The sequence below is a fragment of the Cohnella hashimotonis genome (assembly GCF_030014955.1).
GTDB lineage: Bacteria > Bacillota > Bacilli > Paenibacillales > Paenibacillaceae > Cohnella > Cohnella hashimotonis.
Map to the genome: position 1 here is coordinate 7,410,934 of NZ_JAGRPV010000001.1, position 25,941 is coordinate 7,436,874.

A 25,941-nucleotide genomic window follows, 5' to 3' on the forward strand; every position below is an offset into this window, starting at 1 on the left:
CCTCCGCTTCCTTTTTCCGCTATGCGGTCGTTTGGTTCGTCGGGGCTGCCTCCCCCGCTATTTCCCCCTGCTCCGCGATTTGCTGACTCAGCGGGATAGCCTGCCCCCCTTCTTTTCGCGCCTCCGCATACCGATTCTTCGGCATCGCCAAGCCCAAGTGTCCGCGCAGCGTATCATGCTCGTATTCCTCGCGGAACAGCCCGCGCTGCTGCAGGATCGGCACGACGTGGTCGACGAAGTCGTCGATCCCCTCCGGCAGCACATGCCCGAGGATGATGAACCCGTCCACCGCCTCTTCGCGAAAAAACCGCTCCAGCACGTCCGCGATCCGCTCCGGCGTCCCGACCAGCGGCCCCTTCGGCGTCGCGTTGCGAAGCGCTGCCTGACGAAGCGTTAAGCCTTCCTCGCGCGCCTGCCGCTTGATGTTGTCGGTAACGCTCTTGTAGTTCTCGCTGCCGACATCCCCCAGATCGGGAAACGGCTCGTCAAGCGGATACTGCGTGAAGTCGTGATGGTTGAACCAGCGTCCCAGGTAGCGAAGCGCGTTCTCGATGCTGATGAGTCCCGCGATCCGCTCGTACTTCGCCTCGGCCTCTTCCTGCGTCGCGCCGACGACCGGCGCGATGCCGGGCAGAATGAGCAGCTCGTCCCGCCGCCGCCCGTACTTGGAGAGCCGCCCCTTCACGTCGTCATAGAACCGCTTGGACGCCTCGACCGTCTGCACCCCGCCCATTCCGGTGAAAACCGCGTCCGCGCCTTCGGCCGCCAGCTCCTTGCCGGCCTCCGATGACCCCGCCTGAAAGACGACCGGGTACCCCTGCGGCGAACGCCGGATGTTGAGCGGTCCCTGGACCGTGAAGTGCTTACCCTGATGATCGAGCCGGTGCATCTTGTCCGGATCGAAGAAGACGCCGCTCTCCTTGTCCCGCGAGAACGCGTCCTCTTCCCATGAATCCCACAGCCCGCGCACCACCTTCAGATGCTCGGACGCCCGTTCGTACCGCTCGCCGTGCGCGGGATGGCGCTCGCGGCTGTGGTTGAGCGCGGCGCCGTCCAGCGCCGACGTCACGAGATTCCACCCCGCGCGGCCGCCGCTCAGGTGATCGAGCGAAGCGAACTGCCGCGCCACCGTAAACGGTTCGCTGTACGTCGCCGATACCGTGCCCACCAGGCCGATGCGCGACGAGTAGGCCGACAGTACCGACAGCGTCGTCACCGGCTCCAGGCGGTCGAGGTACTGCGGCATGCTCACTTCGTTAATGAAGAGACCGTCCGCGATAAACGCGAAATCGAGCTTGCCGGCCTCCGCCTTCTCCACCATATGGCGGTAATGCGCGAGGTTCGTCGCCCCGTCCGCCGGCGTGCCGGGATACAGCCAGGAGGCCATCTGCTCCCCCGTTGCGAGCAGCGCCGCGCCGATGTGCATTTTCCGATTCGTATCCGTCATGCCCTTCACCTCTCGAAAGCTCGTCGCGAGCGTAATCTACCCTCATGGCCTGTCAGTTGCTCTGTCAGTTGCTCTGCCAGTTGCTCTGCCAGTTGCTCTGCCAGTTTCTTTGCCAGTTCCTCTGCCCGTCCGCCCCTTACTCGCCCGCCCGCTCGTACGCGATATAAGCGTTCACCCGATGCGCCATCGCCGATCCCGCCTTCAGCGCGCCGGCCACCACGATCGTCTCCGCGAGCTCCGCCAGCGACGCGCCCTCCGACTTGGCGAGCTTCGTATAATACTCGATGCTGTAGGCGCAGCCCTCGATATGCGCGATCGCGACCGCGACGAGCGACTTATCCTTTGCGCCGAGGCTTCTGGGCGTCAGCACTTCCCGGCCGAACGACACGAATGCCGTATACAGCTCCTCGTTGACCGCCTCCAACGCCTCCAGCTTCGTCAGATTCTCGCGCGCATACAGGTCGTCCGCAGGCGATTCCTCGTACGCATTCAGCGCATTGATGCCGTGGTACAGCGCCGATCCGCCCTTCACGAGCGCGCTGACGCCGATCGCCTCGACGACTTCCTCCTTGGTGGCTTGCAGCTTGCGGCCCGCCGCGACGTGCAGGTCGATGCAGTACGGACAGCCCGTCGCATGCGCCGACGCGATCGCGATGATCTCCTTCAGCTTGGCGCCGAGCGCGCCTTCCTGCATGGCCGCCTTGTTGAACTCGCCGAACGCCTTGAACGCCTCTGGCGCGTGCGGCACGAATTTTGGAGCGTATTTGGGAAAATAAGACCTCGCATAAAGGCTGTCCTGTTCAGCGGATACGGTCATGGGGTGCCTCCTTCAATGTGAGCGAGCGGTCCTCGCAATATTCCCTTGTATATAGGTGCGATTAATCGGTAATTAGTGCTATAATAACACGCATAATCGGTTTTGAATAATTGAATTATCGAATGCTTCCGTTTCCTTTTATCGAATCGTCATTTTAAACTTACAGTCATCCCGGGAGGAACGACCATGGACATTCGCGGCATATCGACCTTTCAGACGATCGTACGGACGGGAAGCTTCCAGAAGGCGGCGCAGGAGCTGCAGTACGCTCAGTCCACGATCACCAAGCAGATCCAGAACCTTGAGGACAGCCTCGGCGTGAAGCTGCTCGAGCGCGGCAAGAAGCTGCGGCTCACGCAGGCGGGCGAGCTGTTCATCGCCAAGAGCGACCGGCTGCTGCGCGATTACTACGAGCTCCAGCAGACGATGACCGACCTGAACGACGGGGAAAAGGGCGCCGTGAACGTGGGCATCATGGAACCCGCGGCCAGCTATCGCATTCCGGCGCTGCTGAAGCGGTTCGCCGACGCGTATCCGAACGTAGACATCCATCTTCGCATCCACAATAGCCATATGTTCAATCAGCTCGTCAGCGACGGCTCGGTCGACTTCGCCATTTGCGCGACGCCGGACAGCGGACTCGGCACGACATTCGAGCCGCTCTATGTCGAGGACATCGTGCTGCTGCTGCCGGCCGCGCATCCGCTGGCCAAGCAGCATCGCATCCGCCTTGCGGACTTGCGCGGCGAACAGATTCTGCTGACCAATGCCACGTGCCCGTTCCGCCGCAAGCTGGAGACCGCGCTGCACGAAGGAGGCGGCACGCCGTACCGCAAGATCGAGATCGGCAACATGGCCGCGCTCAAGTATTACGTCCATGTCGAATACGGCATTGCCGCCGTGCCGCGCATCACCGTGACGCCTCCGCCCGAAGGCACGATCGTCCGCGCCATCGAGGATCTGGATGCCGGCCTCACGACCGGCCTGCTCATGAAGAAAGACACGCGCCTGCTGAGCGCCGCAGCGCGCAAGCTATCGGCCTTTCTGGCCGAGGAGCTCGGCCGGTTGAGCGAGCGCGCAGAAGCGCCTGCGATCGCGGAAGCCTCGCCCGCCTGAGGCGCGAAGTCGTTATCGTCACCCCTGCCCTGCCCTTACTTCAGCCCTTCATCTCCCGGCCGCCGCTGCGCCGCCGCGCCTTCCACAGCCGACTCGCCACGGCGTACAGCACGCCCAGCGCCGTCAGTCCGAGCAGGCCGCCGGACAGCGGCCGCGTCGCGAAGATGGCGAAGTCGCCGTTGGACATGATGAGCGACTGGCGGAACGCGCCTTCCAGGATCTTGCCAAGCACAAAGGCGAGCACCATCGGCGCCGGATCGAAGCCCGCTTTTCGCATCAGATAGCCCAGCACGCCGAAGAAGAGCACGACGCCCATGTTGAAGCTGTCGTTGCCCAGGCTGTAGACGCCGATGAGCGTCAGCACGACCGCGAACGCCATCAGAATGCTGCTCCGCACCCGCAGCAGCTGGATGAACAGGCCGACGAACGGCAGGTTCAGCAGCAGCAGGAGCGCGTTGCCGATGTACATCGACGACACGACGCCCCAGAACAGGTCCGGATGCTCGCCGATCAGCTGCGGGCCCGGCGTGATGCCGTTCAGCAGCAGCGTGCCGAAGATGAGCGCCATGACCGCGTCCGACGGGATGCCCAGCGTCAGCAGCGGGATAAATGCCGCGCCGGCCGCCGCATTGTTCGCCGACTCCGGTCCCGCGACGCCCTCGATGGCGCCTTTGCCGAAGCGCTCCGGCGTCTTCGACACCTTTTTCTCCACGCCGTACGAGGCGACCGTCGCGATGATCGAGCCCCCGCCGGGCAGGATGCCGACGAAGAAACCGATGACCGAGCCCCGCACGATCGCCCACTTCGCCTGCGCGAAATCCTTGACCGTCGGCCACACGCGCCCGACCTTGGTCTGCTTCAGCGTGCCTTTGGACAGGTGCTCGAGGTTGTACAGAATCTCGCCGACGCCGAATACGCCCATCGCCATCGCCGCGAAGTCGATGCCGCCGAGCAGATGGTTCGAGCCGAACGTCAGGCGAACCGAGCCCGTGATCGGGTCCTGTCCGATCGTCGCGAGCAGCAGGCCGAACGCGGCGCACACCGCGCTTTTCAGAAACGACTTGGTCCCAAGGTACGCGACCAGCAGAATGCCGAGCGACGTCAGCACCGCGTACTCGGGCGCGCCGAATTTCACCGCGAAATTCGCCAGACCCGGCGCCAGGAAGCTCAGCCCGATGACGGCCAGCGTGCCCGCGACGAAGGAGCCGATCGCGGCGATGCCGAGCGCGATGCCCGCCCGGCCTTGCTTGGTCATCTGGTAGCCGTCGAACGTCGTGACGACCGACGCGGCTTCGCCCGGCAGATCGAGCAGCGTCGAGGTGATGGAGCCGCCGTACATGGCGCCGTAGTAGATGCCTGCCATCATGATGATCGAGCTCTCGGGCGGCAGCGTGAAGGCGAACGGCAGCAGCAGCGAGATCGTAGCGGTCGGGCCGAGACCCGGCAGCACGCCGACGATGTTGCCGATCAGCACGCCGATGAGGCAGTACATGAGATTGTGCCAGGACAGGGCGACTTCGAAGCCGGAGAGCATGGCATTTAGCGTATCCATCGGCTACCTCGCGCCGGACAGCAGAATGTCGTGGGGGAACGGGACCTCGAGGCCCCAGCCGAAAATCAGGTAGATCAGCGCGGTGAGCCCGACCGACACGGGCACCGCGACGCGCCAGCGCTCCTTGCCGAGCAGCTTCGTCCAGAACAGCAGCAGCGCAAGGCACGGCAGCGACAGCCCGAACCGCTCGAACATTAGAATAAACGCGGCAAGGCCGAGCACGGCGTACAGCGGATAACGGGAATTGCGCGTAAATCCCTCTTCTTCGGCGCCCTCGGTCCGCTCCCAGGCAGCCTCTAGCGCGGCGTCGTCGGTGCCGGGAACGTGGTGGACATGCTCCTGAAGCTGGTGTAACGTCCCGGCGGCGGGTTTCTTGCGCGTCGCCAGCGCGAGCAGCCCGAGCGAGACCAGCACGATGAGGACGGACAGGCAGGTCGGCCACAGGCCGGGCCCGGGATTCTGCCAGCTGCCGAACTTCATCCGCGCGGATAAAAAAAGAAAGTAGACACCGATGCCAAGCGGGACGACGCTGGGCCACAGGGCTGCTGTGTTTATTCTAGGCGTATTCATCGGTTTCGCACCCTTTTCCAGGCAGGAAGGCCGAGCGCGCGCGGTTGGTCCGCTTGGCGCTCGGCATCGCTGCCTTTATGAGTTTTAAATGAGGAATCAGGACTTCTTCAGATTTTCCTGGTAATAGCCTAGCGCGTCGTCGTAGGCTTTGCGGAAGTCGGCGGCCGGCGTGAAGATCGGCTCGATGAAAATGTTGTCGAAGCTCTTCTTCACGTCGGCGTCGGCGGTCGCTTGCTTGAGGGCGTCCTCGAGCTTGGCGACGACGTCGGCCGGCGTGCCCTTCGGTACGAACAGCCCGCCCGGAGGCGGCGCGAACGTGAGGCCGCTGAGGTTCTGCTCGTCCGACGTTTGCACGTCCGGCAGAATCGCGGAGCGCTTCTTGGTCACGATGGCGAGCGGACGGAACTTGTTGTCCTTCACGTACGACAGAATTTCCGAGTCGACGTTGACGATCGCGTCCACGTTGCCGCCGAGCAGCGCGTTGACCGCGTCGACGCCGCCGTTGAACGGCACGAGCTGGAGCTTGAGGTCCTGCGTCTTGGCGAACTGCTCGAGGCCGATGAAGGACGGCGAAGACGGGCCGGTCGTGCCGATCTTGATCGTGTTCGGCTTGGCCTTGATCGCATCGGCCAGCTCCTGCAGCGTCTTATAGGAGCTGGACGCCGATACGGCGAGCGCGTACGGGTTGTCCATGAAACCGCCTACCGCGTCGAAGTCGGCTGTCGTGTAGCCGACGTCGGACGACAGCGGCGTGATGATGCCGGGGCCGACCGTTACGAAGCCCACGGTGTAGCCGTCAGGCTTGGCCTTGAGCACTTCGTTCATCGAGAGCGCGCCGGCGCCGCCCGGCTTGTCGATGACTTCGACCTTCTGTCCGAGCACGGACTCGAGCTTCGGCTGGAGCGCCCGGACCGCCAGGTCCGACGCGCCGCCCGCGGAGAACGGTACGTAAATTTGAATGGTCTTGGTCGGGTAGTCGGTGCCTCCGGAAGAAGAACTTGCACTTGCGCTGGCGGAAGCCGGCGCGCTGCTGGGCGGTGCCGCTTCGCTCGATGCACCGCCTGCCGCATTATTGTTGTTGTTACCGCAGGCGCCCAGCACCGTCGTTAACAAGAGAGCCGCGCCAAGGGCGGCGAATCGGAATTTCTTTTTCATCTAGGTCCCCTCCAATTATCCATGTAAGTTACTCGGATTAATCAGATTATAGATGGCGACCTCAGACGATGTAAAGATGAAATAACGAATAGCAAATATCGAAAAAAGTGAATCGCCTGAACCCGTAACCGCCTCTCGCCGTCTATATTGAAAACGCCCAGGAGGGGAAGCGATTGGCTAGACTTGAATATAAGAAGAGCTGGAAGGGCTTGGGCAGCGCCGCTGCGATCCTGACGCTTCTATCCGCATGCTCGACGGCCGAGGCGCCCGGGCGAGATCCGACGAGCGAGCCGCCTGAAAATAAGACCGCTGGCATGACACCGGTCGCCTCCATACCCGACAAGGACGTCTACCTATATCCGGACACGGCAAAAACCGCGATTCTCGCCGTCGGAGATACGCGGCAGACGATGGATTGGAGGTACTCGACCGTCCGGGGCGTGATGCCGGCGCTGGAGATCGCCGACTACGATCACGACGGCGACGACGAGCTGGCGGCCGTGCTGGAGCTGGGCTCGGGGACGGGCTTGCTCCTGGACGAGCTCCATGTCGTGGAGTTGACGGGAACGAACGGCGCAGGCGAGCGGCCATTTGCCGACCATGTATTTCAGGAGGAGGATTACCTGGCACAGCTGGGGGATGCGCTCTCGTTCGAGAAAACGGAACAGGCGGGCAAGTGGCTCGGACGCATCGCGGCCGGGGATAAAAAGTATGAGGTTGATATAAGCGCGTTCGTCGATGCGTATGGCGCCGAAGCGATCGAGGAGAAACTGGGGTACGGCGCCGTTGTCTATTTTAATGCAGCAGACACGGGACTGAGCCTGCGGGCCGCGGTCGGCCTTGTAATCGACGGCCTTGCGGAGCCCCAATATATCGGCAATATTACGGCTGCAATCCGTTACGAAGCAGGTTCATTCACGCTCGGCTCCTACGCCTTTACGGCCGAGTGACGCCCTTTCTTCATACTCCGCCTTATATCGCTCATAAGCCTTCTCGCACCAACTGGCCTTCAGCCCGTTGTCGTACAGATCGAAGCGCGTACTCGGCGAGACGGCCGTCGTGTTGCGCTCCAGCGCCTCCGCGTAGCGGCGGACCCGCTCGAAGACCCTGCGTGCCCGCGTATGATCTCCGACCCGGCGGAACCGGTGTATGCGCACAAGCCCGTAGATGTACTGCACCATGTCCTCCAGGTACGAGAAGCGCAGCTCGTCCTCGAGCAGCCGCGCGGCGACCTGCGGCTCCTCCGCTTCATCGATGGCCTTGTCGACGAGGCGGCGGCAAAGGTACAGCAGCTCGACGGTATCGGTCAGGCTAATGCCGGCGTTGCCGCCGGAGGCGCGGTGATCGTATTGCATGTGGGCGAGCGGAAAGAGCTCGTCCGCCTCCTCGCGCAAATAACCGGTGAGCGAGTGCCGGATGCCCTGCGAGTACTGATAATGCTTGAGGTACTTGCTGTTGCGCATCGCTTCCTCCAGCTTTTCGTAAAACGCTCGAGCCAGAACAGCCGATGCGCCGTAGCGGAGACGATAGTATTCCTCCGTGAGCCCATCCGCGTCCAGCCCCGGGTTCCATAGCATGCGGTAGAGCTGGTAATTCGTGAGCGAGAGCGTGCCCCAATGTCGGTCCGTGAGGTGCATATAGTGGAAATGCCGCACGCCGGATCGATAGTAAAAGGGAATATCGTGCTTCATGATCGACAAGAAAGGGATGGGGCAGCCGGCGAAGGACCCGACGTTATAATACTCGCCGACAAAGATATTGCCCTTGTAGTGCCGATCCTTCTCCGTCGTCCAGGGGAGGAAATTAGCCATAAGTTCTTGGTTCGTCTCTGTGCAAGCCGCATCGTCGAGCGCGTGCAGAAAGCAGCGTTCGATCGGAAAAAAGGTCGGGAAGCAGCTGCCGTAATCGAATTCCGCCGGCAGCGCGCGGTCCGGCGCCGGGAGCGTCTCGTGGTAGATCGGGAAGATGATCTCAATTCGGCGCTTCAGACGGCCTTCGGCCGCCGCCCGGTCCAGATGGCCCCTTAACGTGTGGACGAGCAGGATCATCCGGTATGACAGGTTCCCCGTCTCCACGCAGCGCGGGCACTGGCACCAGGTGCCGTTGTCCAGCATCCAGAAGTTAAGGACGTCCGCATGCCGCCATTGTCCGCCGATCAGGTCGTCGGTCAACCGCATGCACAGCTCGCTCACAGCATCAGGGTGCGTCGTGCAAAAGTTATCGCCATAGCCCTCGCGGTCGCCCTGACCGACATCGAAGCTGCGGCGGCCGTTCACGAGGCCGTACCAATCCGGATGCGCGTCCGCATACGTCGCCGTTCGGCCGGCTGCCCGCAGCTCCGCTGCGCATCCGCGATCCAGCGCTTCGCTGACCGGGTACGGATCCCGCGGCCGGTCCTCGCCGCCCAGCAGCGAATGCGCGTACGGGTAATCCGCATGGGGATTCAGGAAGCGGTTCAAAATGTTATGGCCGCCCATGCAAATGCGAATACCCCTCTTTTTGAGCGCAGAGGGGTCGCGAATCCGGTCAAGGGATGCAAAATTAATACGACTGCGGCCCAGCCAGTCGAGCAGCTCGGAATTTCCGTCGTCGATATGCTCGCTGTATACGCCGCGCGTCTCGAATCGCGGCGCATCCAGCAGCTCGATGTGCCGCGGCGCAAGCGCCTTCGCAGCCGGAACGTGCATGCCCTGGCGCCCGAGCCCGAACCAGCGGAAGCCGAGCGCCTCCAGCAAAGCATACGCGCCGTAGAGCACCCCGCTCCGACTTTTGCCGGATACGATCCAGCTCACGCTGCCGTCCAACTCATTCGTGATCACGGCATAGCCTTCATCGGAGAGCCCATCCCAAGCCGCCTTATTCTTGAGCAGCCAAGCCTTCCATGCTCCAGCGGCAGCGGTTCCGTCCGGCGGCTCGCCGACCCATACGGACAATGGCTTCGCATCAAGCGCCGCAGGGTCCGATGACTCCGACTCGCGCGGCGAAGCTGCCGCTTCAGCCTCCTCCGAGCCGTGGGCTCGCAGCTCCCGGTGCCCGATCAGCGTTATCTTCCGCTCATCGTTCTCGCCTGCCAGCGCGAGATGCCCGGCCAACTCCAACGCCGCAAAGCACGCGGTGCAGGCCGCCGCGTCCGGCGATGTGGGATCCCCCCAGTCGATCTCCCTGTCCGCGCCGGCTGCAGCCCGTACGGACGCGAAGCTTCCTTCGTCCGCTAAGATCCGGATCGTTCCAGGCAGATATCGTTCATTCATGATGTGCGCCCCCCTTTTCACATAACGGTCAGCCCGCGTTCAACTTCTTGTAATCTCCTGGCGTCGTGCCGGTCTGCTTTTTGAAGACGCGGATGAAGGTGCTAACATTCGCATAGCCGACGAGCTGCCCGACCTCCTGAATCTTCAGATCGGTGCGGCTCAGAATCTCCTTCGCCTTGTCCATCCGGTAAGTCATGACATAGTCGACAAAGTTGGTGCCGCTCTTCTCTTTGAAGTAAGTCGACAGGTAACCCCGCGTGATGTTCAGCCGGTCCGCCATCATGTCGAGCGAGATATCCTCGGCATAGTGATCCTCGATATACTTCATGACGAAGCTCGTGATCGGGTCGTTCTCCGACTTCTTTTCCCGCACCAGCTGACACCCTCTCGCCAACAGCGATTCGAGCAGCTCCGCGTACTGTTCGAACGTATGGCAAACCTTCGCCTCTTCGTAAGGAGAGGCGATGCCGGACAGCTTGCCCGGGTCGATATGATGCGTGAACAGCATCTTCATGATCCGGTTCACCAGTTCCCTGGCAAACGCCTCGTACTGATAGGCATAGGCGCCCTTCCGCTGCAGCCGGGCCAGCGCGCGGCCGAGCATCGGCAGGACGACCTCCTCGTTGCCTTCGACGAGATTGAGATCGAACTCCTTATCCTCCTGGTGGCTGAACGCAAAAGCCTGCGGCGGCTCCCGCCGCTCCGTAATCAGCTGCGGCTCCGCGCCTAGCCTTCGCTGCAAGGCCAGCTCGGAGACCTGCGCGTACGCCCGGCTGATATCGTCGACCGCGTCGTAAACCGAACTGACAGCCGTCGTGATCAGGGGTGCCCGGCTATCGGAAGCCAGCGCGTTCAGGATATCCTGCAATAGCGGCTCCAGTGCGGGCACCTCCCCTTCCTCCGCGTACAGCACGGTCAGAATCTCGTCCTGCTCCAGCTGCAGCGTAACGGCATCCGGATACGACGAAGCCAGCCTTCCGCCGATATAATCGCGGAACAATCCGGTCGCCTGCGCCAATCCGCCCTCTCTTTTCGCCGAAGCGAGGTCTGCCGGCGCCAGGTGAAAGAGTACCAGCCGATACGGCTTGTCCAGCGGCTGGAAATGCTCGGACAGCCGGTCGATCATCTTCATCCGGTCGGCATAAGCGTACAGGTTCAACAGCGAATTCTTGCGGTTCATATCCTGTTGGATGCTGCTGAGCTTGTCGCCGATCAAGCGGAACTCGCGGATGCTGCTGCTGGGCGGCCCGCCCTTGACCGAACCGATCCAGTCCGCGAGATGCCGGACGGGCGCATTCAGCCTGCGGCTAATCCAGGCGGATACGCCGATCCCGATCAGCACCGCGATGGCGAGCAGCACCGCAAGCAAGGCGGTCAAGCGCAGCAGCTGTTCGTTCACGCGCTCGTTCGGAATGACGCTGACGTACGTGAATCCGGACTGTCCGCCCTTTTGATAGAAATAATACCGCCCGTCCACCAGCGCATACCCCGCCCGATCATGCTTCGCGAGCAGCCCTTCCGGCAAGGACAGCGACGACGACGCGTACAGAATCCGGCCCCCGGCATCGACGATTCCGAACGGCTGACTCTGATCAGCCAGCGAGAAGTCCCGATAGGCTTGCGCAACGTTCATAAACGCCAGAACGGCAGTGGAGCTATCGTTCACCCGTTTGATGAGAATGGGGATATAGCTGCCTCTGTCGGACGCTGTGCCGAGCGAGTCCTGCCAGTACGTCGTGGCGGGATAGACGGCGAAGCTTGACTTTTTCCCCATCTCCGACTGCCAGAACGACAACGGATAATCCTTGCTGTAGAACAGCTTGCCGAACAGCTGCTTGGCATTCGCCGCGCTGTCCTTCTCGATCGCGTAGCCGTTCGTCTTCATATACAGGATGAGATTGCTCACGTACAGGGACGGGCTCCCGATGCTCGAAGACAGCTGATCGCGGACCGCCACGGCCGTATCCATGCGCAGCTCGGGATCCTTCGACAGGAGCGATACTTGGTCGTTGAACAGCAGCGAGAGGCCAAGGCTTCGGATCTGCTCGAAGTGCTCTTCGTAATTGCGCACGGTCGCGTTCAGATTCAGCCGGCTGTTTTTCGTAATTTCATCCTTGATCGTATCCAGGAAGAAGACAAAGGCGACGCCGATGAAAACGACCAGCAATAAAATCACGAGGAGAAAGCTGCCGAACAAACGGTAGAACATGGAGTCCGTCGCAAATCTTTTCACCGCGCCATCCTCCCGCCCTCATTTTATGTCAAATTTTCTGACATTGAATCAAACAATATGAAAGCGCATTCCGACGCTTTTCCCGCTCATTTTTATATAATTTTAACGCAAATCGCGATATGGACCAATATTCGTTTTTTCCGGTGATGCTTACTTTTTCAGATTTGAAGCCATTTGTCGCATTTAAATCAATTTTCCGACAACGTTGCGATTCCCATCGCGCATGCCAAGACGTAAAGTCATAGGCATACGTCAGCTAATCTGACAGTCACACCTGGCAACCCAATAAATACGCATCGAAAGGGGATTAAGATGGCGCTCCTTGAATCCGAACTCAAAGCCCGCAGCTTAACGCTGAACCGGACCCGCCCCAAATTCGCAAGAAAGTTTTCGAAAAGCTGGATTTTGCTGCTGATGTTCCTGCCCTGCCTGCTGTACTACATTTTATTTAAGTACTATCCGATGCTCGGCATCGTGATCTCCTTCAAGAACTACAACCTGTACAAAGGCATCTGGGAAAGCGATTGGGTCGGCTTCAAATATTACGTCACGTTTTTTCAAAATCCCGACTTCTGGCTGCTGTTCCGCAATACGTTCCTGCTCGGCGTCTATACGCTTATCTTCGGCTTCCCTGCACCGATCATGCTGGCGCTGCTGCTGAACGAGTTGAAGAACATGGCGTTCAAGCGATTCGTACAGACGGCTACGTATCTGCCGCACTTCATCTCGAATGTCATCGCGGCCAGCATGATCACGATGTTCCTGTCCCCGACCGGGGGACTGATTAATCGCATGCTCAACGGCCTCGGCATCGGGACGATCAACTTCCTGACGGAGCCCTCGTGGTTCAAGCCCATCTACGTCCTCTCCGAGATCTGGCAGCACGTAGGCTGGGAGACGATTATCTACCTCGCCGCCCTCTCGTCGATCAATCCGGCGCTGTACGAGGCGGCCAGCATCGACGGCGCGGGACGGATGCGGAAGATGTGGAGCGTGACGCTCCCGGGCATCGCCCCCGCCATCGTCATCCTGCTGCTGCTGAACGTAGGGAAAATTCTCGAGATCGGCTTCGAAAAGGTATATCTGCTATCCAACCCTACCACGTACGCGACTGCGGACATCTTCAGCACCTACGTGTACCGGGTCGGGATGACGAACGGCAATTACAGCTACGCATCGGCCATCGACGTATTTACCGGCATCGTCAGCCTCGTCTTTATCGTCTCGGCCAACTATATCAGCCGCAAGCTAAGCGACAGCAGCCTATGGTAGGGGGAGGAGCAACGATGAACCTGCGCAAATGGTCCATATCATCCGTCGTCATCGGGGTCTGCCTGATTCTGATTGTCGCAACCATGCTGTATCCGTTCCTTTATATGACGTCCGTGTCCCTGAGCAAGAGCATCTACGTCCTGCGGGGCGAAGTCACCTGGCTGCCCAAGGCGCTCGACTTCAGCGCGTACAAAGCGGTGTTGAAGGACCCCCGCATCGGCCAGTCCTACCTCAACACATTTATCTATGTGTCGCTGGGCACGCTCGTCTCGCTGGTCATAACGGCCCTCGGCGGGTACGCGCTCTCCCGCAAGGACATGATGTTCCACAAAGGATGGACGTTGATCATCATCTTCACGATGTTCTTCCAGGGCGGGATGATCCCGACATTCCTGGCGGTCAAATCGCTCGGTGTCATGGACAGCGTCTGGGCGATGGTGCTCCCGGGCGCGGTCAGCACCTGGAACCTGCTCGTCATGCGCACCTTCTTCGCCGGCTTCCCCGGCGAGCTCGTGGAGGCGGGACGCATCGACGGCCTGAACGACTTCGGAATTTTCGTCCGCATCGTCGTACCCCTGTCCAAGGCCGTCTTTGCCACCATCGGGTTGTTCTACGCGGTCGGGATCTGGAACAACTTCACCACCCCGCTTCTGTATTTGCGCAATCCCGATTTGTTCCCGCTGCAGGTCGTGCTGCAAAACATCGTGCTGGCCGGCAATACGAACGGCGAGTCGATGAGCGTAGGCGCCGATTCGATGATCGTCGACGAATCGCTCAAGTACGCCACCATCATGGTGTCCACGATCCCGATCATGATCCTGTATCCGATGCTGCAAAAGTACTTCGTCAAAGGCGCGATGATCGGCTCCGTCAAGGGATGATCGAAGGAACCGCTCAGGGAGGCCCGGGCCATTCGCGGTTGCGGTCTAACCGCTTCGATATAGATGGCAATGCGATCGAAGGTTACACTAGACATGGAGGGTGAATTCGAAGATGAAAAAATGGCCCATGATGATGCTCAGCCTGACCCTGACCGCCGCCGTCGTATCCGGTTGCACAGGAAGCAAAGACAACGGCTCCGCCGTCCAAACGCAGAGCGGAGCATCCGCGGCCGCCTCGGGCGCGGACGAAGCGAATTCCCCCGCCGGCAAGACCTTTTCGATGCTCGTTGAATCGAACGCAAGCTGGCCCTACGATAAATCGTGGCCGGTTTGGCAATATCTGAAGGATGCGACCGGCGCGACCCTCGACGTCCAGACGCCGGCGGGCAAGCTCGCCGAAACGGTGCAGCTGAACGTCGCCTCCGGCTCGTTGACGGACATTACGATGCTGCTGAGCCTCACAGACGCCAATAAATACGGCCAGCAAGGCGCATTCGTCAACATTCTGGACTATGTCGACCGGATGCCTAATTTCAAGGCATGGACGGAGCAGTATCCGGACGCGCTTCGCGCCAACATGTCTCCCGACGGCAAGCTGTACATGTTCCCGAACGACGGCTTTGGAGAGACGAACCGCATGAGCTGGATGTATCGCGAGGATATTTTCAAAGCCAACAATCTCACGCCGCCGGCCACATACGACGCGTTGTACGACGTACTCAAGCAGTTGAAGGCGAAGTATCCCGACAGCTATCCGCTGAGCTTCCGGATGGGCAAGACGCTCAATTCGAACCTGACCAAGATTCTGGGGCCTAACTTCGGCACGAGCGACACGTTCTATTATGACGACGCGACCAAGGAAGTCGGATACGGTCCGACCGAAGTCGGCTACAAGACGATGGTCGAATATCTGAACAAGTTCACCAAAGAAGGCCTGATTCCGCCGAACTGGCTGACCGTAGACACGAAGCAATGGCAGGACCTGATGTCCACCAACAAAGCCTTCATCACCTTCGACTATCTGAGCCGCATCGACTTCTTCAACCAGCCGCTGCGCGCGGACAATCCGGACTTCACGCTGGCGTTCATGGCGCCTCCGGCGGGACCTGGCGGCCGGCAGCTCAATCCGTACACTTCGTTCCTCCAGTCCGGCATGGCCGTGTCCTCCCAATCCAAGCAGATCGAGGCCATCATGAAGTACGTCGACTTCTTTTATTCGGAAGAGGGACGGGACCTGGCGAGCTGGGGCAAAGAGGGAGAGACCTACACGACCGAAAACGGCGTCAAGAAGATGAACCCGGAATATACCGACATTGCCGACTTCCGCAAAAAGACCGGTTTATCTACGCACGGCACTTATACTTGGATCGACTTCGATGCCCACCTGGCGCTTGCCTCCGACGAGTTGAAGGCCGCGTACGAGCAGGCCAAGCCTTACGACGCGCCGTTCACAATCATCCCTTCGTTTACGAACGAAGAGCAGGACGTGCTGTCCACGGTCGGCGCCGCGGTCGATAAGCATCGGGAAGAAAATATCGCCAAATTCATTATGGGCTCGCGCCCGTTGACGGAATGGGACCAATACGTGGCCGAAGCGCAGAAGCTGGGCCTCGACAAGGTCAAAGCGATCTACAAGACCGCCTTCGAGCGCGCAGCCAGCTATCAATAGCCGACGATGAACGCCTACTGTGAGCCGAGGGAGGCGAAGGTCATGAACGATACCCGGGAAACGAGGGCGTTGAGGACGGCCGTCATCGGCGGAGGCGCGATCGGCCTTCGCCATCTGGAGGCGCTCGCCCAAGTCGAGGAGCTGGAAGCCTGTGCGGTCGTGGAGCTGAACGAGGCGCAGCGCCACGCGCTAGCCGCGCAATTCGGCATCCGCGCCTATGCGAGCATGGAGACGATGCTGGAGGCGGAGCGGCCGGCGCTGGCGATCGTCGCGCTGCCTCATCATCTGCACGTCTCGGCCGCGCTGCTCTGCATTGAATACGGCTGCCATCTCCTGCTGGAAAAGCCGATGGCCAATACGGTCGCCGACTGCGACCGCATCATCGAAGCGGCGGAACGGCGCGGCGTACAGATCATGGTCGGGCACACGCAGCATTATCTGCCGGAGAATCGGGCCGCCAAGTCTTGGCTCGCCGGCGGCGAGCTGGGCCAGCTGGTGATGGCCCACGATATCAGGCATGTGAACTACTTCCGCGAGGACCGTCCCGCCTGGTTTTTCGACCGGGAGGCGGCCGGCGGCGGCATCATGATGAATCTCGGCGCCCACTCGATCGACAAGCTGCAGTGGCTGACGGACTCGCGGGTGCTCCGAGTCAAGGCGGCCCTCACTTATCTGGGCGGACGCGGCAATGTGGAGGGCTCCGGCATGCTGATGCTGGCGCTATCCGGCGGCTTCTCCGCCACGATCGTCCAGTCCGGTTACGCCGGCGCCGCCCGGAGCGAGACCGAGCTGATCTTCGCCGGCGGGATGCTCCGCATCGTCGCAGGCGAAGGCGTATATGTCAGCCGAGGCGGCACGTACGAACCGATCGAGGTGCCGGCGTCGGAGGCGCCGCTCGTCCTGCAGCTCCGCGACTTCTGCCGGTGCCTGCGCACCGGCGAAGAGCCGGAGTGCTCTGGCGCGTATTCGCGATCGGTCATCGAGACGCTGGAGAGCGTCTATCGGTCGCATGAGAGCGGGGCTGAGGAGGCTGTAGGCGGAGGGCGCGCTTAAGATCAGACCTCATGCATGTCCACTCATGCACCGGCATTCACGATACCCGTACGGCTGTCCGCAGCATGCCTGTTCTGCATCGCTCCGGTCCTGCCAAGCGCGATGCTGCATCGGACGTCCTGCACGGCATAAAGCGCCAATCCGGCCTTCCCTTCTGGAGCCGGATGGCGCTTTTTTTCAAGCACACGCCTTTGCAGATGAATCACGTCTATTAAGCGCCGGTAAACTTCAGCATTAGACTGTTCTGCACTTCAAACCGGGCACCTGGAGCGATTTCCTCGCCGTCCAGCACCATAAGCGAGATCGCGCGCGCCCCTTCGAGCGACACGCGAATCGGACGATCGGCGCGCAGCTCGTATTCCCATTGTCCCGGCGCGGTCCGTTTCCATTCGATATGGAGCATGCCCCTCTCCGCCAGCAGCGGCACGCTGCCGGAGGCATACGCCAGCGTCCCCGGCTGAAAGCGCAGCCGGTAACGGCAAGGGTCTTCCCCCTCTTCCGGGATGAGACCAAGCGCGTACCGCGACAGCTGCCAGGTCGGCGAAGCGGACCACGCATGGCAATGGCTCCAGCGGGTATCGAATACCTCGAGCAGCGTCGTGACGCCCTGGTCCAGCATCCACCCCCAGCACGCCCGATATTGCTCCAATACGAAGTCTGCCTCCCCCGCCTCCCACAACGCCTGCAGGGAAAAGTGGGAGAAGCTCGGGGTGATCAGACGCTCGTGATTGGCCGAAGGGTGCGCAAGCCGCGGCGCGTCGGGATTGTTCGGGAAGCAGCTCAGCATATGCGCCTTGATGTATGCGACCGCGCGCGGCTTCTCCTCTTCGTCGAACAAGCCATACAGCAAGCCGAGAACGGTAGCGTGATATCCGGGCTCCCTCGTTTCCGGCGAATAAAGCGCCTCGGCCGGCACCGATTTAACCAGCAGCCCCTCCGCCGATTGATAGTGCTCCGCCACGATCCGGCCCATCTGTTCACGCTGTTCCCTGCGCTTCTCCCCCTTGTCGTGCAAGCCCCGCGCTTGCTCCCATACTGCCATCTGCCCCAGCGTGTTCAGCAGAGTGAGATTCAGGCTGACGTTGATATCGCCGGGCGCGACGGCGTGTCCCCAGTCGATGAAGTCCCAAGTGTCCGCGGAAGGAAGCGTGCCTCGCGGCGTCATGTGCGCGAAAAAGTAATCGATCGTGCGCTCTGCCGTCTCGTAGCATTCCTCCAGCAGGCTGGCGTCCCCGGTCAGCCTGGCGTAACGGAAGCAGCCGTCAATCCAATAAAGTGCGTACGTCGTTAAATAAGCTTCCTGCCCCGGACAGAGACCTGCAGCCAATCCGTCATGCCTGCGGCGGTAGGAAGCCTGCTGCAGCCCCCGGCGAACGAGCTCGAGATCCCCGAAGGTGACGCCGAGCACTTCCATGCCGATGACGGCGGCATCGCCGATCCATTGCCCCCGCTCTCTCGTCGGCGTATCGATCAGCGCATCCTCGGAACAGGCGCGCAGCGTCTCTACGCCCAGGCGCCAGACGTCGTTCAGCCGGGAGTCGCTGCATTGGAAGGTCCCGGCCGATTCGCCGTAGCGGGTGCGCTGCATGCCTTCCGCTTGAAGCGAAGTCACGTCGGGCGGGGCGGCGGCGACATGGACCTCGATGAAGCGGAATCCGCGCGGCGCAAACGTGAGCAGCCGCTGCGGCCCGCCCGCGGCGATCCATCGGTCGACGTGGCAGGACGTGCTGGCCGACAGCGGGATGACCGGAAATACCCGCCCGTCGGTCAGCGATTCGGCGTAGCCCGCTTCAACGATCGTCCCTCGCGGCACATCGATCGCGATGCACGGGCGGTACAAGCCGATCTTGCCGAGGTCGAACCGCACCCAGACGCCGTCGTCCGGCAGATGCGGCTGCAGATCCCGGCTAATGAACCGTACCGGCGGATCGTCGTTCGCGTACCCGAATCGGTCGGCATACGTGCCGCGCGCGATCTCGGCTGCCACCACCGGCAGACGGAGGCAATCCCAAACCGTACTGGAACGGTATGCGGCATCCCCGAGCGGATGCTCGATTTCGAGCGCCTCCGACCACCCTTCCCCGTCGAACGCCTGACGCAAATCCGGCAGCAGCCTGGAATCGCAGCTTTCCATCCAGCCGAGCTGTCCGTTGATCCGACGGTCGATCGGCTCGAAGGCGTCCAGCTCCTTGCACCTCCACGCCAGCCGAATCGGCCCCTTTTTCCCGGTCGCCCGGTACTGCAGAAAGGGATGGATACCTCCCATTAAAATGCGCGTATGCACCCCGTAATCGTGCACGATGACGGACAGGATACGGCGTCCGGCGGGCATATGGACGACGTGAACGTCGTATTCCGGATGCTCGGGGGAAAACCGCGCCGGCCCCTCCGCGATTTCCTCCCCGTCTACATAAACGCGGTACAGGCTGCTGCCGAATACGTTCAGCTGCCAATCGTCGGCTTCCTCAAGCACCAATGCCGTTTGGAAAAGGACATAGACGTTTTGCGCGCGAGAAGGCGATGGATGCCACAAACAGGGTATGTTCTTCATGCAAGAAGCCTCCTTGTCGTTGCTTATGCCGATTGTATCAACCGGACGGAAGCACGCAGGAGGCCGCAGCTTTCATTTTAGGTGGACAAATGAATCATTTCATTTCAGTTCACTTCATTGATTCGAGGAGATACGGTCAATCCCGACGGAGGAAAATGCGGCGATATTGATTCGGGCTGACCCCTTCGTGCTTGCGGAAAAGCCGGCTGAAATATCTGCTGTCTTCATAGCCGCAAGCGTATGCGACTTCCTGGATCAGGAGATCCGTGCTTAGCAGCAGCATGGCCCCCTTCTCCATCCGAAGCTTGGTGAAATAATCGTGAGGCGTGAAGCCCGTCTGCTCCTTAAATAACCGGTGAAAATGCGGCGCGCTGAAAAATACCGTCTCCTGCCACCGGTTTAAAATGTCATCGGTAACGGGGCTTTGTCCGACGGCATCGTGCATCCGCAAGATGTACTTCGTAATATCCGAACGCTCTCTTGGCTTGCCCATCTTCCGGTCGGTGAGCGGCGTGCAGACGACGTGTCCGTCCTGAAGCTGCCGGGACAAGACGAGCAGCAGCCGCAGAAACAGGGCCTGCAGCTCCAGCTTCCGCAGCGGCCCGTCTTGGCGGAAAGCTTCGACGACCTGCTTGACGAGCGCAACGGTCTCCTCGCTTGCCCCGTCGATCCGCACCATATTCGGCAGCCATAGCGAGGCCAGCTTGGCCGCTTCCCTCGGAAGCTCATCCGGATAAATCGGCCCTTCCCGATCCCCGACAATGTGAAGGAGGCCGTCTCCCGCTTGCGGTTCCCAGTCGAAATGGATCGCGCGATGCGCGTGCCCGAGCGACGCGTCGTGATCGTCCTTGAACGAGTGAAGGACCCCCGGCGGAATCATCAGCAGCGAACGCTCCCCGTACGGAAAAGAGCCCAGCTCCGTAAAAACGGTGCCCCGGCCGCGCTCGATCAGTATCATTTCGTGATCGAACACATAGCGCGAAGGTACCTTCATCGGATATTCCGTATAGTGAGCAAACCGGACATAGGGCCTGATTTCACGGAATTGCGCCAACTGCACGAACGGGAGCATCGTCATTCTCCTGTCTGTCTCGAATGAGATGATTGTACCGTGTCCATCCGTAAAGGAACAGTGTCTGTGCGGACGCTGCGCAATCAGCAGCCGATTCGTTAGTCTATCGCGCACCTAAAGTCTCTCTCTTTCCCCACCCGCCCTACTCGTACCGGATCAGCGTCCCGATCGTCCGCGTGCTCTTGTCCGCGTAGTTCGCGTACGCCTCGGCGGCGCGCTCGAGCGGGTAGACGTCCGTGATAAGCGGCCGCACGGAGATCCGCCCCTCCGCCAGCAGGCGGATGTACGCCGCCAAATTACGCCCCTCGGTCCATCGCACGTGGCCGAGCGGGTAGTCCCGGTTGTCCCGCTCGTACGACGCGTCGTACCGGCCGGGGCCGCCGGCGCGCGAGATGAGCACCTGCGCTTCCTTGGCGAACATGAGCCCGCGGCTGAAGCTCATCGTCAGGTCCCCGACAATGACGACTTTGCCCCGGTCGCGGACCCACTCGAGCGCCTTGTTAATCAGCGGCTCGCCCGGCCCGCTGGCGCAAAGCAGCACCGCGTCCGCTCCCGTGCCGTCGGTCGCCTCCGGCAGCGCGGCCTCAAGCGCGCCCGCATTCGCGTAGGCGTGCGCAATGCCCAGCTGCCGCAGCCCGCCGGCACGCTCGACGTTCAGATCGTAGCCGACCGCGCGGCAAGCGGCGGCATGGGCGATCTGGGCCACGAGATTGCCCAGAATCCCCAGCCCCACGACGACCGCGGATTCGCCGAACCGCAGGTCCGCGACCCGCAGCGCGTGGATCGCGATGGCGCCCAGGCCGCCGAAGGCCGCCTCCTCCGGCGCCACGCCTTCCGGCACGACGGCCGTCAGGTTCGTCGGCACCGCGAGCCATTCCGCGTGCCGCACGTACGGCACGCCGTAGCAGGCCACGCGCTCGCCGACGCGGCGGTCCGCCACGCCCTCGCCGACCGCTTCGACGATGCCGACGGCGCTGTAGCCGATGGCCGCGGCCTCGTCCGAGGCGCGACCCACGAAGCCCATCTCCGTGCCCGGGCTGATCGCGGAGTACTCGGTGCGGACCAGCACATGCCCCGGCGCCGGGTCCGGCCGCTCCAGCTCGATCACCTTGATGTTCCCGCTCTGCGTTACAATGGCGCGCATAGATATACCTCCCGCTTGGGCGATTCGCCGATCGTTTTGATGTTCTTGTTCTATTGCCCTCACGTCATGTTGCCCTCGCGCCTAAACGATCTGCTGATCGTTCTGCTTGCGATAATCGCTCGGCGACACGCCCATATACTTCTTGAACGTCGTCGTGAACGTCGATGCGTTCAAATATCCCGTCTTCTCCCCGATCTCGGCAATCGACAGGCTCGTGCTTCGGAGCAGGTCCCGCGCGTGCGACAGCCTCACTTTGTTCAGATACTCCACGTAGTTCACGCCGAACGTCTTCTTGAAGTAGTTCGAGAAGTACTTGGGCGTCGTCTCCATGACCGCCGCGATCTGGTCCAGGTACAGATTTTCCATGTAGTGCAGCTCGATGTATTGCGAGATAAAGGCTGAGTTCAGCTTGTTCTTCGGCTCCGCTCTCCCATAAGCGGACAAGCGGCCCGCCACCGCGACCAACGCCTCCTCCAGCTCCCGATAGTCGAAGGTCTGCTCCGCGCGGCGGCAAAATTCGGTCTCGATCGCGTACAGCTCCTCGCGCATATTCGCGGAGCTGCCGGCGTACCGGAGCATGTAGAAGAGCATCGACTTGGCGATATGAACGAGCTGGTGGCGGTGGACGTTGCGCGCCGCGTTCTCGCCCATCGTCTCCCGGATGATCTGGACGCTCTCCTGCAGCTTGCCGTTCAGCAAGTAATTCGAGAGCTTCTCGAGCTTCTCGAACGGGAAGTAGACGTTCCATACGTATTCGATCTCCTCGACGTCGAGCACGCTCGCCGCGTCTCCGACGCCCCGGTACAGCATGCCGTTCATGACGTCGCGGTAGCCGCGATTTGCATTTTTAATCTCCGAGGCATACGCCTCGCTCACGCAAGCCCACAGGTCATAGCCGAGCAGCGCCTCCTTCTCGGCCGCCGCGATGGACCCGCGCAGCCGCTTGAGCAGCCTCGCCCGCTCCTCCGGCTTCGACAGGCCGACGACGGCGATAAATTCCGCGCGCGACACATGGAAGACGCTGGCTTCCGCTCCCTCCCGCCGAAGTCCCGCCTCCAGCCGGTCCGCGATCGTCTCGACGGGCAGCGGCGCTTCTCCCGCATCCGGCCTCGGTCTCGCCTGGAACAGCACCATGACGAAGCAGTGCTCTCCGAACAAAGCCGGATAGTAGGTTTGCAGCTGGATGTCATGCGCCTTGGCATGCGCGCTCTCGTCGAGCGCCTGCAGGAACACGCCCCTGCGCAGCTCCTTGTCGGCAAACGCCAGCTGATCCCGATACAATTCGTTGTCCGCCTGCAGCTTGACGATCCCGCTGTAAATCTTGCGGAAGTCGTTGCCTTTGCTGTGCCCGCCCCCGAGCAACCGGAGGATCCGCTTGACCGGCCGATTCAGGTAGATGCTGAGGAAGACGGACAGCGCGACGGCGCATATGATCGCGGTGAGCATGATCGAGTCGTTGGCCTGCGTCACCGGGTTGAGATTCTGGAACTGGTAGGGCACCTTGTCGATATAAATAAATCCGTTGTAGTCCGATTTGTAGAAGTTGTATTCGTAGTTCTCGCGCGTCAGCGAGGCCTCCCGGTCCGCGTTGAAGTAGACGTCGTTCAGCACGTCGACGAGTCCCCATTGCTTGTCCGTGCTGTAGATGATGTTCCGGTCCTGGTCCAGCAGGATGAGCGACGCGCCCGGAATGACCGACTGCTGGTTGACGTGCTTGAGCAGCGCCGCCACATCGATCATGACCATGACGTTTTTGCTGGACGTCGCGAGCTTGTTGCCGCCGAAGGCGATCATCAGGTTGCGGGACTGCGGCTGCTGATTGATATCCAGCACCTTGAAGCTGTCCGCCGGAAAAATCTTGAACGCATGCTTGGTCGACGCATACGTTTTCCAATAGCTCGCGTTGTACGTATCGTGCCGGTATTTGCCGTCGAAGAACCGCTCGAAGCCGCTCGTGCCTTCGGACGTGATCGCGAGGCGCGCATCGTCGTAGAAGACGACGACCTCCTCGATATAGTCGACCGTAGAGATGAGCGTGGACAAATTTTTGACCAGCGTGTAGACCTTGGTCATGTCCAGGCTGTCGTCGTCCGGCGAGATCAGATTGTCCGAGGGCGGCAGGCTGTGAACGGAATGAATGATGTTGTCCACCGTCCGGAAGCTGTCGTCGAACGACTGGACGACCGACTTGAAGACCAGCGTATTGTTCTGCGTGACCTTGTCGTAGATGCCGGATATGGAGTTGCGGTAGATGAGATAAGTGGATACGAACATAATCGCGATGACGAGCAGCAGGGAGAAAAAAATTTGCAGAACGCCGAGGTTCGTCACGATCCGCTTCATGATAGGCCATCATCCTTCGCGTCGCTGGTGTATCCGTTTATTCTACCATCAGCCCTTTTCCGCGCCCAGCATAACGCCCTTGGCAAAGTACTTTTGCGCAAACGGATAGATCAGCAGCACCGGAATCATCGCAAGGATGATCGTCGCGTTTTTCTTCGCCTGCGGCGCCAGCGCGGACGCGTCGACGAGCGAGGACGAGTTGCCTTCGTGGAAGATCAGCATGCCTCTCAGCACCACCTGCAGCGGATATTTCCACTGGTCGTTCAAATAGATCATCGGGAGAAAAAAGCTGTTCCAGTGGCCGATGAAAAAGAATAGGCCGACGGACGCGAGCGCGGGCTTGGAGAGAGGCAGCACGATATTGAAGAGGATGCGGTACTCCGAGGCTCCGTCGATCAGCGCCGCTTCGCGAATTTGCGCCGACATATTTTCATAGAAGCTCTTCAGGATGATCAGCTCGAACGTCCAGATCGCGTTGGGGATGACGAGCGCCCATACGGAGTCCAGCAGGCCAAGCTTCTGAACGATCAGGAAGTTCGGGATGATGCCCGGCTGCAGGAACATCGTCAGCACGATCGCGAGCATCCAGAACTTCCGTCCGACGAACTGCGGCTGGGACAGCGGATAGGCCGCCACCGACGTAAACAGCAGATTGATGAACGTGCCCAGAAACGTATAGTAGATCGTGTTCAGGTATGCTCTCGGAATTTTCGGATCGAACAGGACGTCCTTGTACGCCTCCAGGTTGAAACCGTGCGGCCAGAGGAACACCTCGCCCTTCGTCACGCTGGCGGTATCGCTGACCGACACGGCCGTGATATAAAGAAGCGGATACAGGGTGGAGATCGCGACGGCGATCAGAATCAGCGCGTTGACGACGCCGAACACCGTGAATCTGCGTTGTCCTACCATAGTCCCTTCCCTCCCAGCCGCTTGCTGATCAGATTCGCGCCGAGCAGCATGACCATGGCGACCAATGCCTCGAACAGCCCCACTGCCGCGCCGTAGCTATAGTTCGACTCGAGCAGTCCCTTGCGGTACACGAAGGTCGAGAAGACGTCGGCGACGTCGTAGGTCATTGAATTGTATAGGAGCAGCACCTTCTCGTAGCCGACGCGGAACATCGATCCGGTCTTCAGGATGAACACGACGAGGATCGTCGGTAGGAGGCCCGGCAGCGTGACGTGCCACATCATGCGCAGCCGGCTCGCGCCGTCCACCCGCGCCGCTTCGTACAGCGTCGGATTGATCCCGGCAATCGCCGCCAGGAAGATGATCGCTTCGTAGCCCGTATTGGCCCAGATGTCCGAGAGTACGTAGATCGGGCGGAACCAGGCCGGGTCGATCAGGAAGTACTTGGACTCGAAGCCCATCAGGTTCAGCAGCTTGTTCACGATGCCGTTGTTCGGGGACAGAAAATCGATGATCATGCTGCTGATGATGACGACGGACAGGAAGGTCGGCAGGTAGCTGGCCGTCTGAACGAACTTCTTGAACCAGCGGACCCGAACCTCGTTCAGCAGAATCGCCAGCAGAATCGGGAACGGGAACGAGCATATCAGAGCGAAGAAGCCGAGCAAAAACGTGTTGCGGAGCAAAAGGAAGAAGTCCGGGCCGGAGAAGAAGCGCTCGAAGTGCTTGAAGCCGACCCAGGGACTGTCCAGAATGCCCGTATACACGCTGTAATCCTTGAAAGCGATGATCAGGCCGTACAGCGGCCCGTATCGGAAAAGAGCGTAAAAGACGATGCACGGAATAAAGAGGATGAGCAGTTGTCTGTCGCGCGCGATTTTGCGGAGCAACGTTCGCATGAGG

19 protein-coding genes are annotated in these 25,941 nt (G+C 60.8%); 6 read left to right on the top strand and 13 right to left on the bottom strand.

The window, feature by feature from the left end:
• Window positions 1-19: 19 nt before the first annotated feature.
• Window positions 20-1,447: an LLM class flavin-dependent oxidoreductase gene (locus KB449_RS29520; protein ID WP_282911775.1), complete on the bottom strand. Its 1,428-nt coding sequence runs from the start codon at window positions 1,445-1,447 to the stop codon at window positions 20-22.
• Between the two features lie 136 nt (window positions 1,448-1,583).
• Complete coding sequence (locus tag KB449_RS29525; protein WP_282911776.1) at window positions 1,584-2,264, bottom strand: carboxymuconolactone decarboxylase family protein; 681 nt, start codon at window positions 2,262-2,264, stop codon at window positions 1,584-1,586.
• A 186-nt stretch (window positions 2,265-2,450) separates the two neighbouring features.
• On the opposite strand from KB449_RS29525, the gene KB449_RS29530 reads away from it, so the two are divergent.
• Window positions 2,451-3,380, top strand: a complete 930-nt coding sequence (locus tag KB449_RS29530; RefSeq protein ID WP_282911777.1) for a LysR family transcriptional regulator — start codon at window positions 2,451-2,453, stop codon at window positions 3,378-3,380.
• A 40-nt stretch (window positions 3,381-3,420) separates the two neighbouring features.
• Here KB449_RS29530 and KB449_RS29535 read toward each other — a convergent pair whose 3' ends face one another.
• The 3 genes from KB449_RS29535 to KB449_RS29545 form a co-directional block, all read right to left on the bottom strand.
• A complete protein-coding gene (locus tag KB449_RS29535; RefSeq protein ID WP_282911778.1) occupies window positions 3,421-4,932 on the bottom strand; it encodes a tripartite tricarboxylate transporter permease in 1,512 nt (503 codons plus the stop codon).
• A 3-nt stretch (window positions 4,933-4,935) separates the two neighbouring features.
• Complete coding sequence (locus KB449_RS29540) at window positions 4,936-5,502, bottom strand: tripartite tricarboxylate transporter TctB family protein (RefSeq protein ID WP_282911779.1); 567 nt, start codon at window positions 5,500-5,502, stop codon at window positions 4,936-4,938.
• Window positions 5,503-5,598: 96 nt separating this feature from the next.
• Window positions 5,599-6,657 carry a tripartite tricarboxylate transporter substrate binding protein gene (locus tag KB449_RS29545; RefSeq protein ID WP_282911780.1) on the bottom strand — a complete coding sequence of 353 codons (1,059 nt, stop codon included), beginning with the start codon at window positions 6,655-6,657 and terminating at the stop codon, window positions 5,599-5,601.
• 173 nt (window positions 6,658-6,830) lie between these two features.
• On the opposite strand from KB449_RS29545, the gene KB449_RS29550 reads away from it, so the two are divergent.
• A complete protein-coding gene (locus tag KB449_RS29550; protein WP_282911781.1) occupies window positions 6,831-7,607 on the top strand; it encodes a hypothetical protein in 777 nt (258 codons plus the stop codon).
• On the opposite strand, the gene KB449_RS29555 is transcribed toward KB449_RS29550, so the two are convergent.
• A complete protein-coding gene (locus KB449_RS29555; protein ID WP_282911782.1) occupies window positions 7,569-9,908 on the bottom strand; it encodes a DUF4838 domain-containing protein in 2,340 nt (779 codons plus the stop codon). The two genes, KB449_RS29550 and KB449_RS29555, sit on opposite strands and share 39 nt — an antisense overlap.
• A 28-nt stretch (window positions 9,909-9,936) precedes the next feature.
• Window positions 9,937-12,141 carry a helix-turn-helix transcriptional regulator gene (locus tag KB449_RS36635; protein WP_282911783.1) on the bottom strand — a complete coding sequence of 735 codons (2,205 nt, stop codon included), beginning with the start codon at window positions 12,139-12,141 and terminating at the stop codon, window positions 9,937-9,939.
• Window positions 12,142-12,453: 312 nt separating this feature from the next.
• Between KB449_RS36635 and KB449_RS29565 the strand changes: the two genes are divergently transcribed.
• From KB449_RS29565 to KB449_RS29580, 4 genes are all read left to right on the top strand, one after another.
• Window positions 12,454-13,413, top strand: coding sequence for an ABC transporter permease (locus KB449_RS29565; protein ID WP_282911784.1), 960 nt, complete (start codon window positions 12,454-12,456; stop codon window positions 13,411-13,413).
• A gap of 14 nt (window positions 13,414-13,427) precedes the next feature.
• Window positions 13,428-14,294, top strand: coding sequence for a carbohydrate ABC transporter permease (locus KB449_RS29570; RefSeq protein WP_282911785.1), 867 nt, complete (start codon window positions 13,428-13,430; stop codon window positions 14,292-14,294).
• A gap of 112 nt (window positions 14,295-14,406) precedes the next feature.
• Window positions 14,407-15,963 carry an extracellular solute-binding protein gene (locus KB449_RS29575; protein ID WP_282911786.1) on the top strand — a complete coding sequence of 519 codons (1,557 nt, stop codon included), beginning with the start codon at window positions 14,407-14,409 and terminating at the stop codon, window positions 15,961-15,963.
• 42 nt (window positions 15,964-16,005) lie between these two features.
• Window positions 16,006-17,016 carry a Gfo/Idh/MocA family protein gene (locus KB449_RS29580; protein WP_282911787.1) on the top strand — a complete coding sequence of 337 codons (1,011 nt, stop codon included), beginning with the start codon at window positions 16,006-16,008 and terminating at the stop codon, window positions 17,014-17,016.
• 211 nt (window positions 17,017-17,227) lie between these two features.
• Here KB449_RS29580 and KB449_RS29585 read toward each other — a convergent pair whose 3' ends face one another.
• The 6 genes from KB449_RS29585 to KB449_RS29610 form a co-directional block, all read right to left on the bottom strand.
• Window positions 17,228-19,567 carry an alpha-L-rhamnosidase-related protein gene (locus tag KB449_RS29585; protein ID WP_282911788.1) on the bottom strand — a complete coding sequence of 780 codons (2,340 nt, stop codon included), beginning with the start codon at window positions 19,565-19,567 and terminating at the stop codon, window positions 17,228-17,230.
• A 136-nt stretch (window positions 19,568-19,703) separates the two neighbouring features.
• Window positions 19,704-20,639 carry an AraC family transcriptional regulator gene (locus KB449_RS29590; protein ID WP_282911789.1) on the bottom strand — a complete coding sequence of 312 codons (936 nt, stop codon included), beginning with the start codon at window positions 20,637-20,639 and terminating at the stop codon, window positions 19,704-19,706.
• Between the two features lie 142 nt (window positions 20,640-20,781).
• Window positions 20,782-21,783, bottom strand: coding sequence for a zinc-dependent alcohol dehydrogenase (locus tag KB449_RS29595; RefSeq protein ID WP_282912938.1), 1,002 nt, complete (start codon window positions 21,781-21,783; stop codon window positions 20,782-20,784).
• Between the two features lie 81 nt (window positions 21,784-21,864).
• Window positions 21,865-24,126: a helix-turn-helix domain-containing protein gene (locus KB449_RS29600; RefSeq protein ID WP_282911790.1), complete on the bottom strand. Its 2,262-nt coding sequence runs from the start codon at window positions 24,124-24,126 to the stop codon at window positions 21,865-21,867.
• A gap of 48 nt (window positions 24,127-24,174) precedes the next feature.
• Window positions 24,175-25,038 (bottom strand): carbohydrate ABC transporter permease, encoded by an 864-nt coding sequence (locus tag KB449_RS29605; protein WP_282911791.1) that lies wholly within the window; start codon window positions 25,036-25,038, stop codon window positions 24,175-24,177.
• The gene (locus KB449_RS29610; protein WP_282911792.1) at window positions 25,032-25,937 is read right to left on the bottom strand and encodes an ABC transporter permease; all 906 of its coding nucleotides are present in this window, start codon (window positions 25,935-25,937) and stop codon (window positions 25,032-25,034) included. The genes KB449_RS29605 and KB449_RS29610 overlap by 7 nt, the downstream gene beginning before the upstream one ends.
• Window positions 25,938-25,941: the final 4 nt, after the last annotated feature.

Coding starts and splice junctions, on each gene's coding strand:
- KB449_RS29520 (WP_282911775.1), bottom strand. CDS start 1,447: ATGACGGATACGAATCGGAAAATGCACATCGGCGCGGCGCTGCTCGCA.
- KB449_RS29525 (WP_282911776.1), bottom strand. CDS start 2,264: ATGACCGTATCCGCTGAACAGGACAGCCTTTATGCGAGGTCTTATTTT.
- KB449_RS29530 (WP_282911777.1), top strand. CDS start 2,451: ATGGACATTCGCGGCATATCGACCTTTCAGACGATCGTACGGACGGGA.
- KB449_RS29535 (WP_282911778.1), bottom strand. CDS start 4,932: ATGGATACGCTAAATGCCATGCTCTCCGGCTTCGAAGTCGCCCTGTCC.
- KB449_RS29540 (WP_282911779.1), bottom strand. CDS start 5,502: ATGAATACGCCTAGAATAAACACAGCAGCCCTGTGGCCCAGCGTCGTC.
- KB449_RS29545 (WP_282911780.1), bottom strand. CDS start 6,657: ATGAAAAAGAAATTCCGATTCGCCGCCCTTGGCGCGGCTCTCTTGTTA.
- KB449_RS29555 (WP_282911782.1), bottom strand. CDS start 9,908: ATGAATGAACGATATCTGCCTGGAACGATCCGGATCTTAGCGGACGAA.
- KB449_RS29565 (WP_282911784.1), top strand. CDS start 12,454: ATGGCGCTCCTTGAATCCGAACTCAAAGCCCGCAGCTTAACGCTGAAC.
- KB449_RS29570 (WP_282911785.1), top strand. CDS start 13,428: ATGAACCTGCGCAAATGGTCCATATCATCCGTCGTCATCGGGGTCTGC.
- KB449_RS29575 (WP_282911786.1), top strand. CDS start 14,407: ATGAAAAAATGGCCCATGATGATGCTCAGCCTGACCCTGACCGCCGCC.
- KB449_RS29580 (WP_282911787.1), top strand. CDS start 16,006: ATGAACGATACCCGGGAAACGAGGGCGTTGAGGACGGCCGTCATCGGC.
- KB449_RS29585 (WP_282911788.1), bottom strand. CDS start 19,567: ATGAAGAACATACCCTGTTTGTGGCATCCATCGCCTTCTCGCGCGCAA.
- KB449_RS29590 (WP_282911789.1), bottom strand. CDS start 20,639: ATGCTCCCGTTCGTGCAGTTGGCGCAATTCCGTGAAATCAGGCCCTAT.
- KB449_RS29595 (WP_282912938.1), bottom strand. CDS start 21,783: ATGCGCGCCATTGTAACGCAGAGCGGGAACATCAAGGTGATCGAGCTG.
- KB449_RS29600 (WP_282911790.1), bottom strand. CDS start 24,126: ATGAAGCGGATCGTGACGAACCTCGGCGTTCTGCAAATTTTTTTCTCC.
- KB449_RS29605 (WP_282911791.1), bottom strand. CDS start 25,038: ATGGTAGGACAACGCAGATTCACGGTGTTCGGCGTCGTCAACGCGCTG.
- KB449_RS29610 (WP_282911792.1), bottom strand. CDS start 25,937: ATGCGAACGTTGCTCCGCAAAATCGCGCGCGACAGACAACTGCTCATC.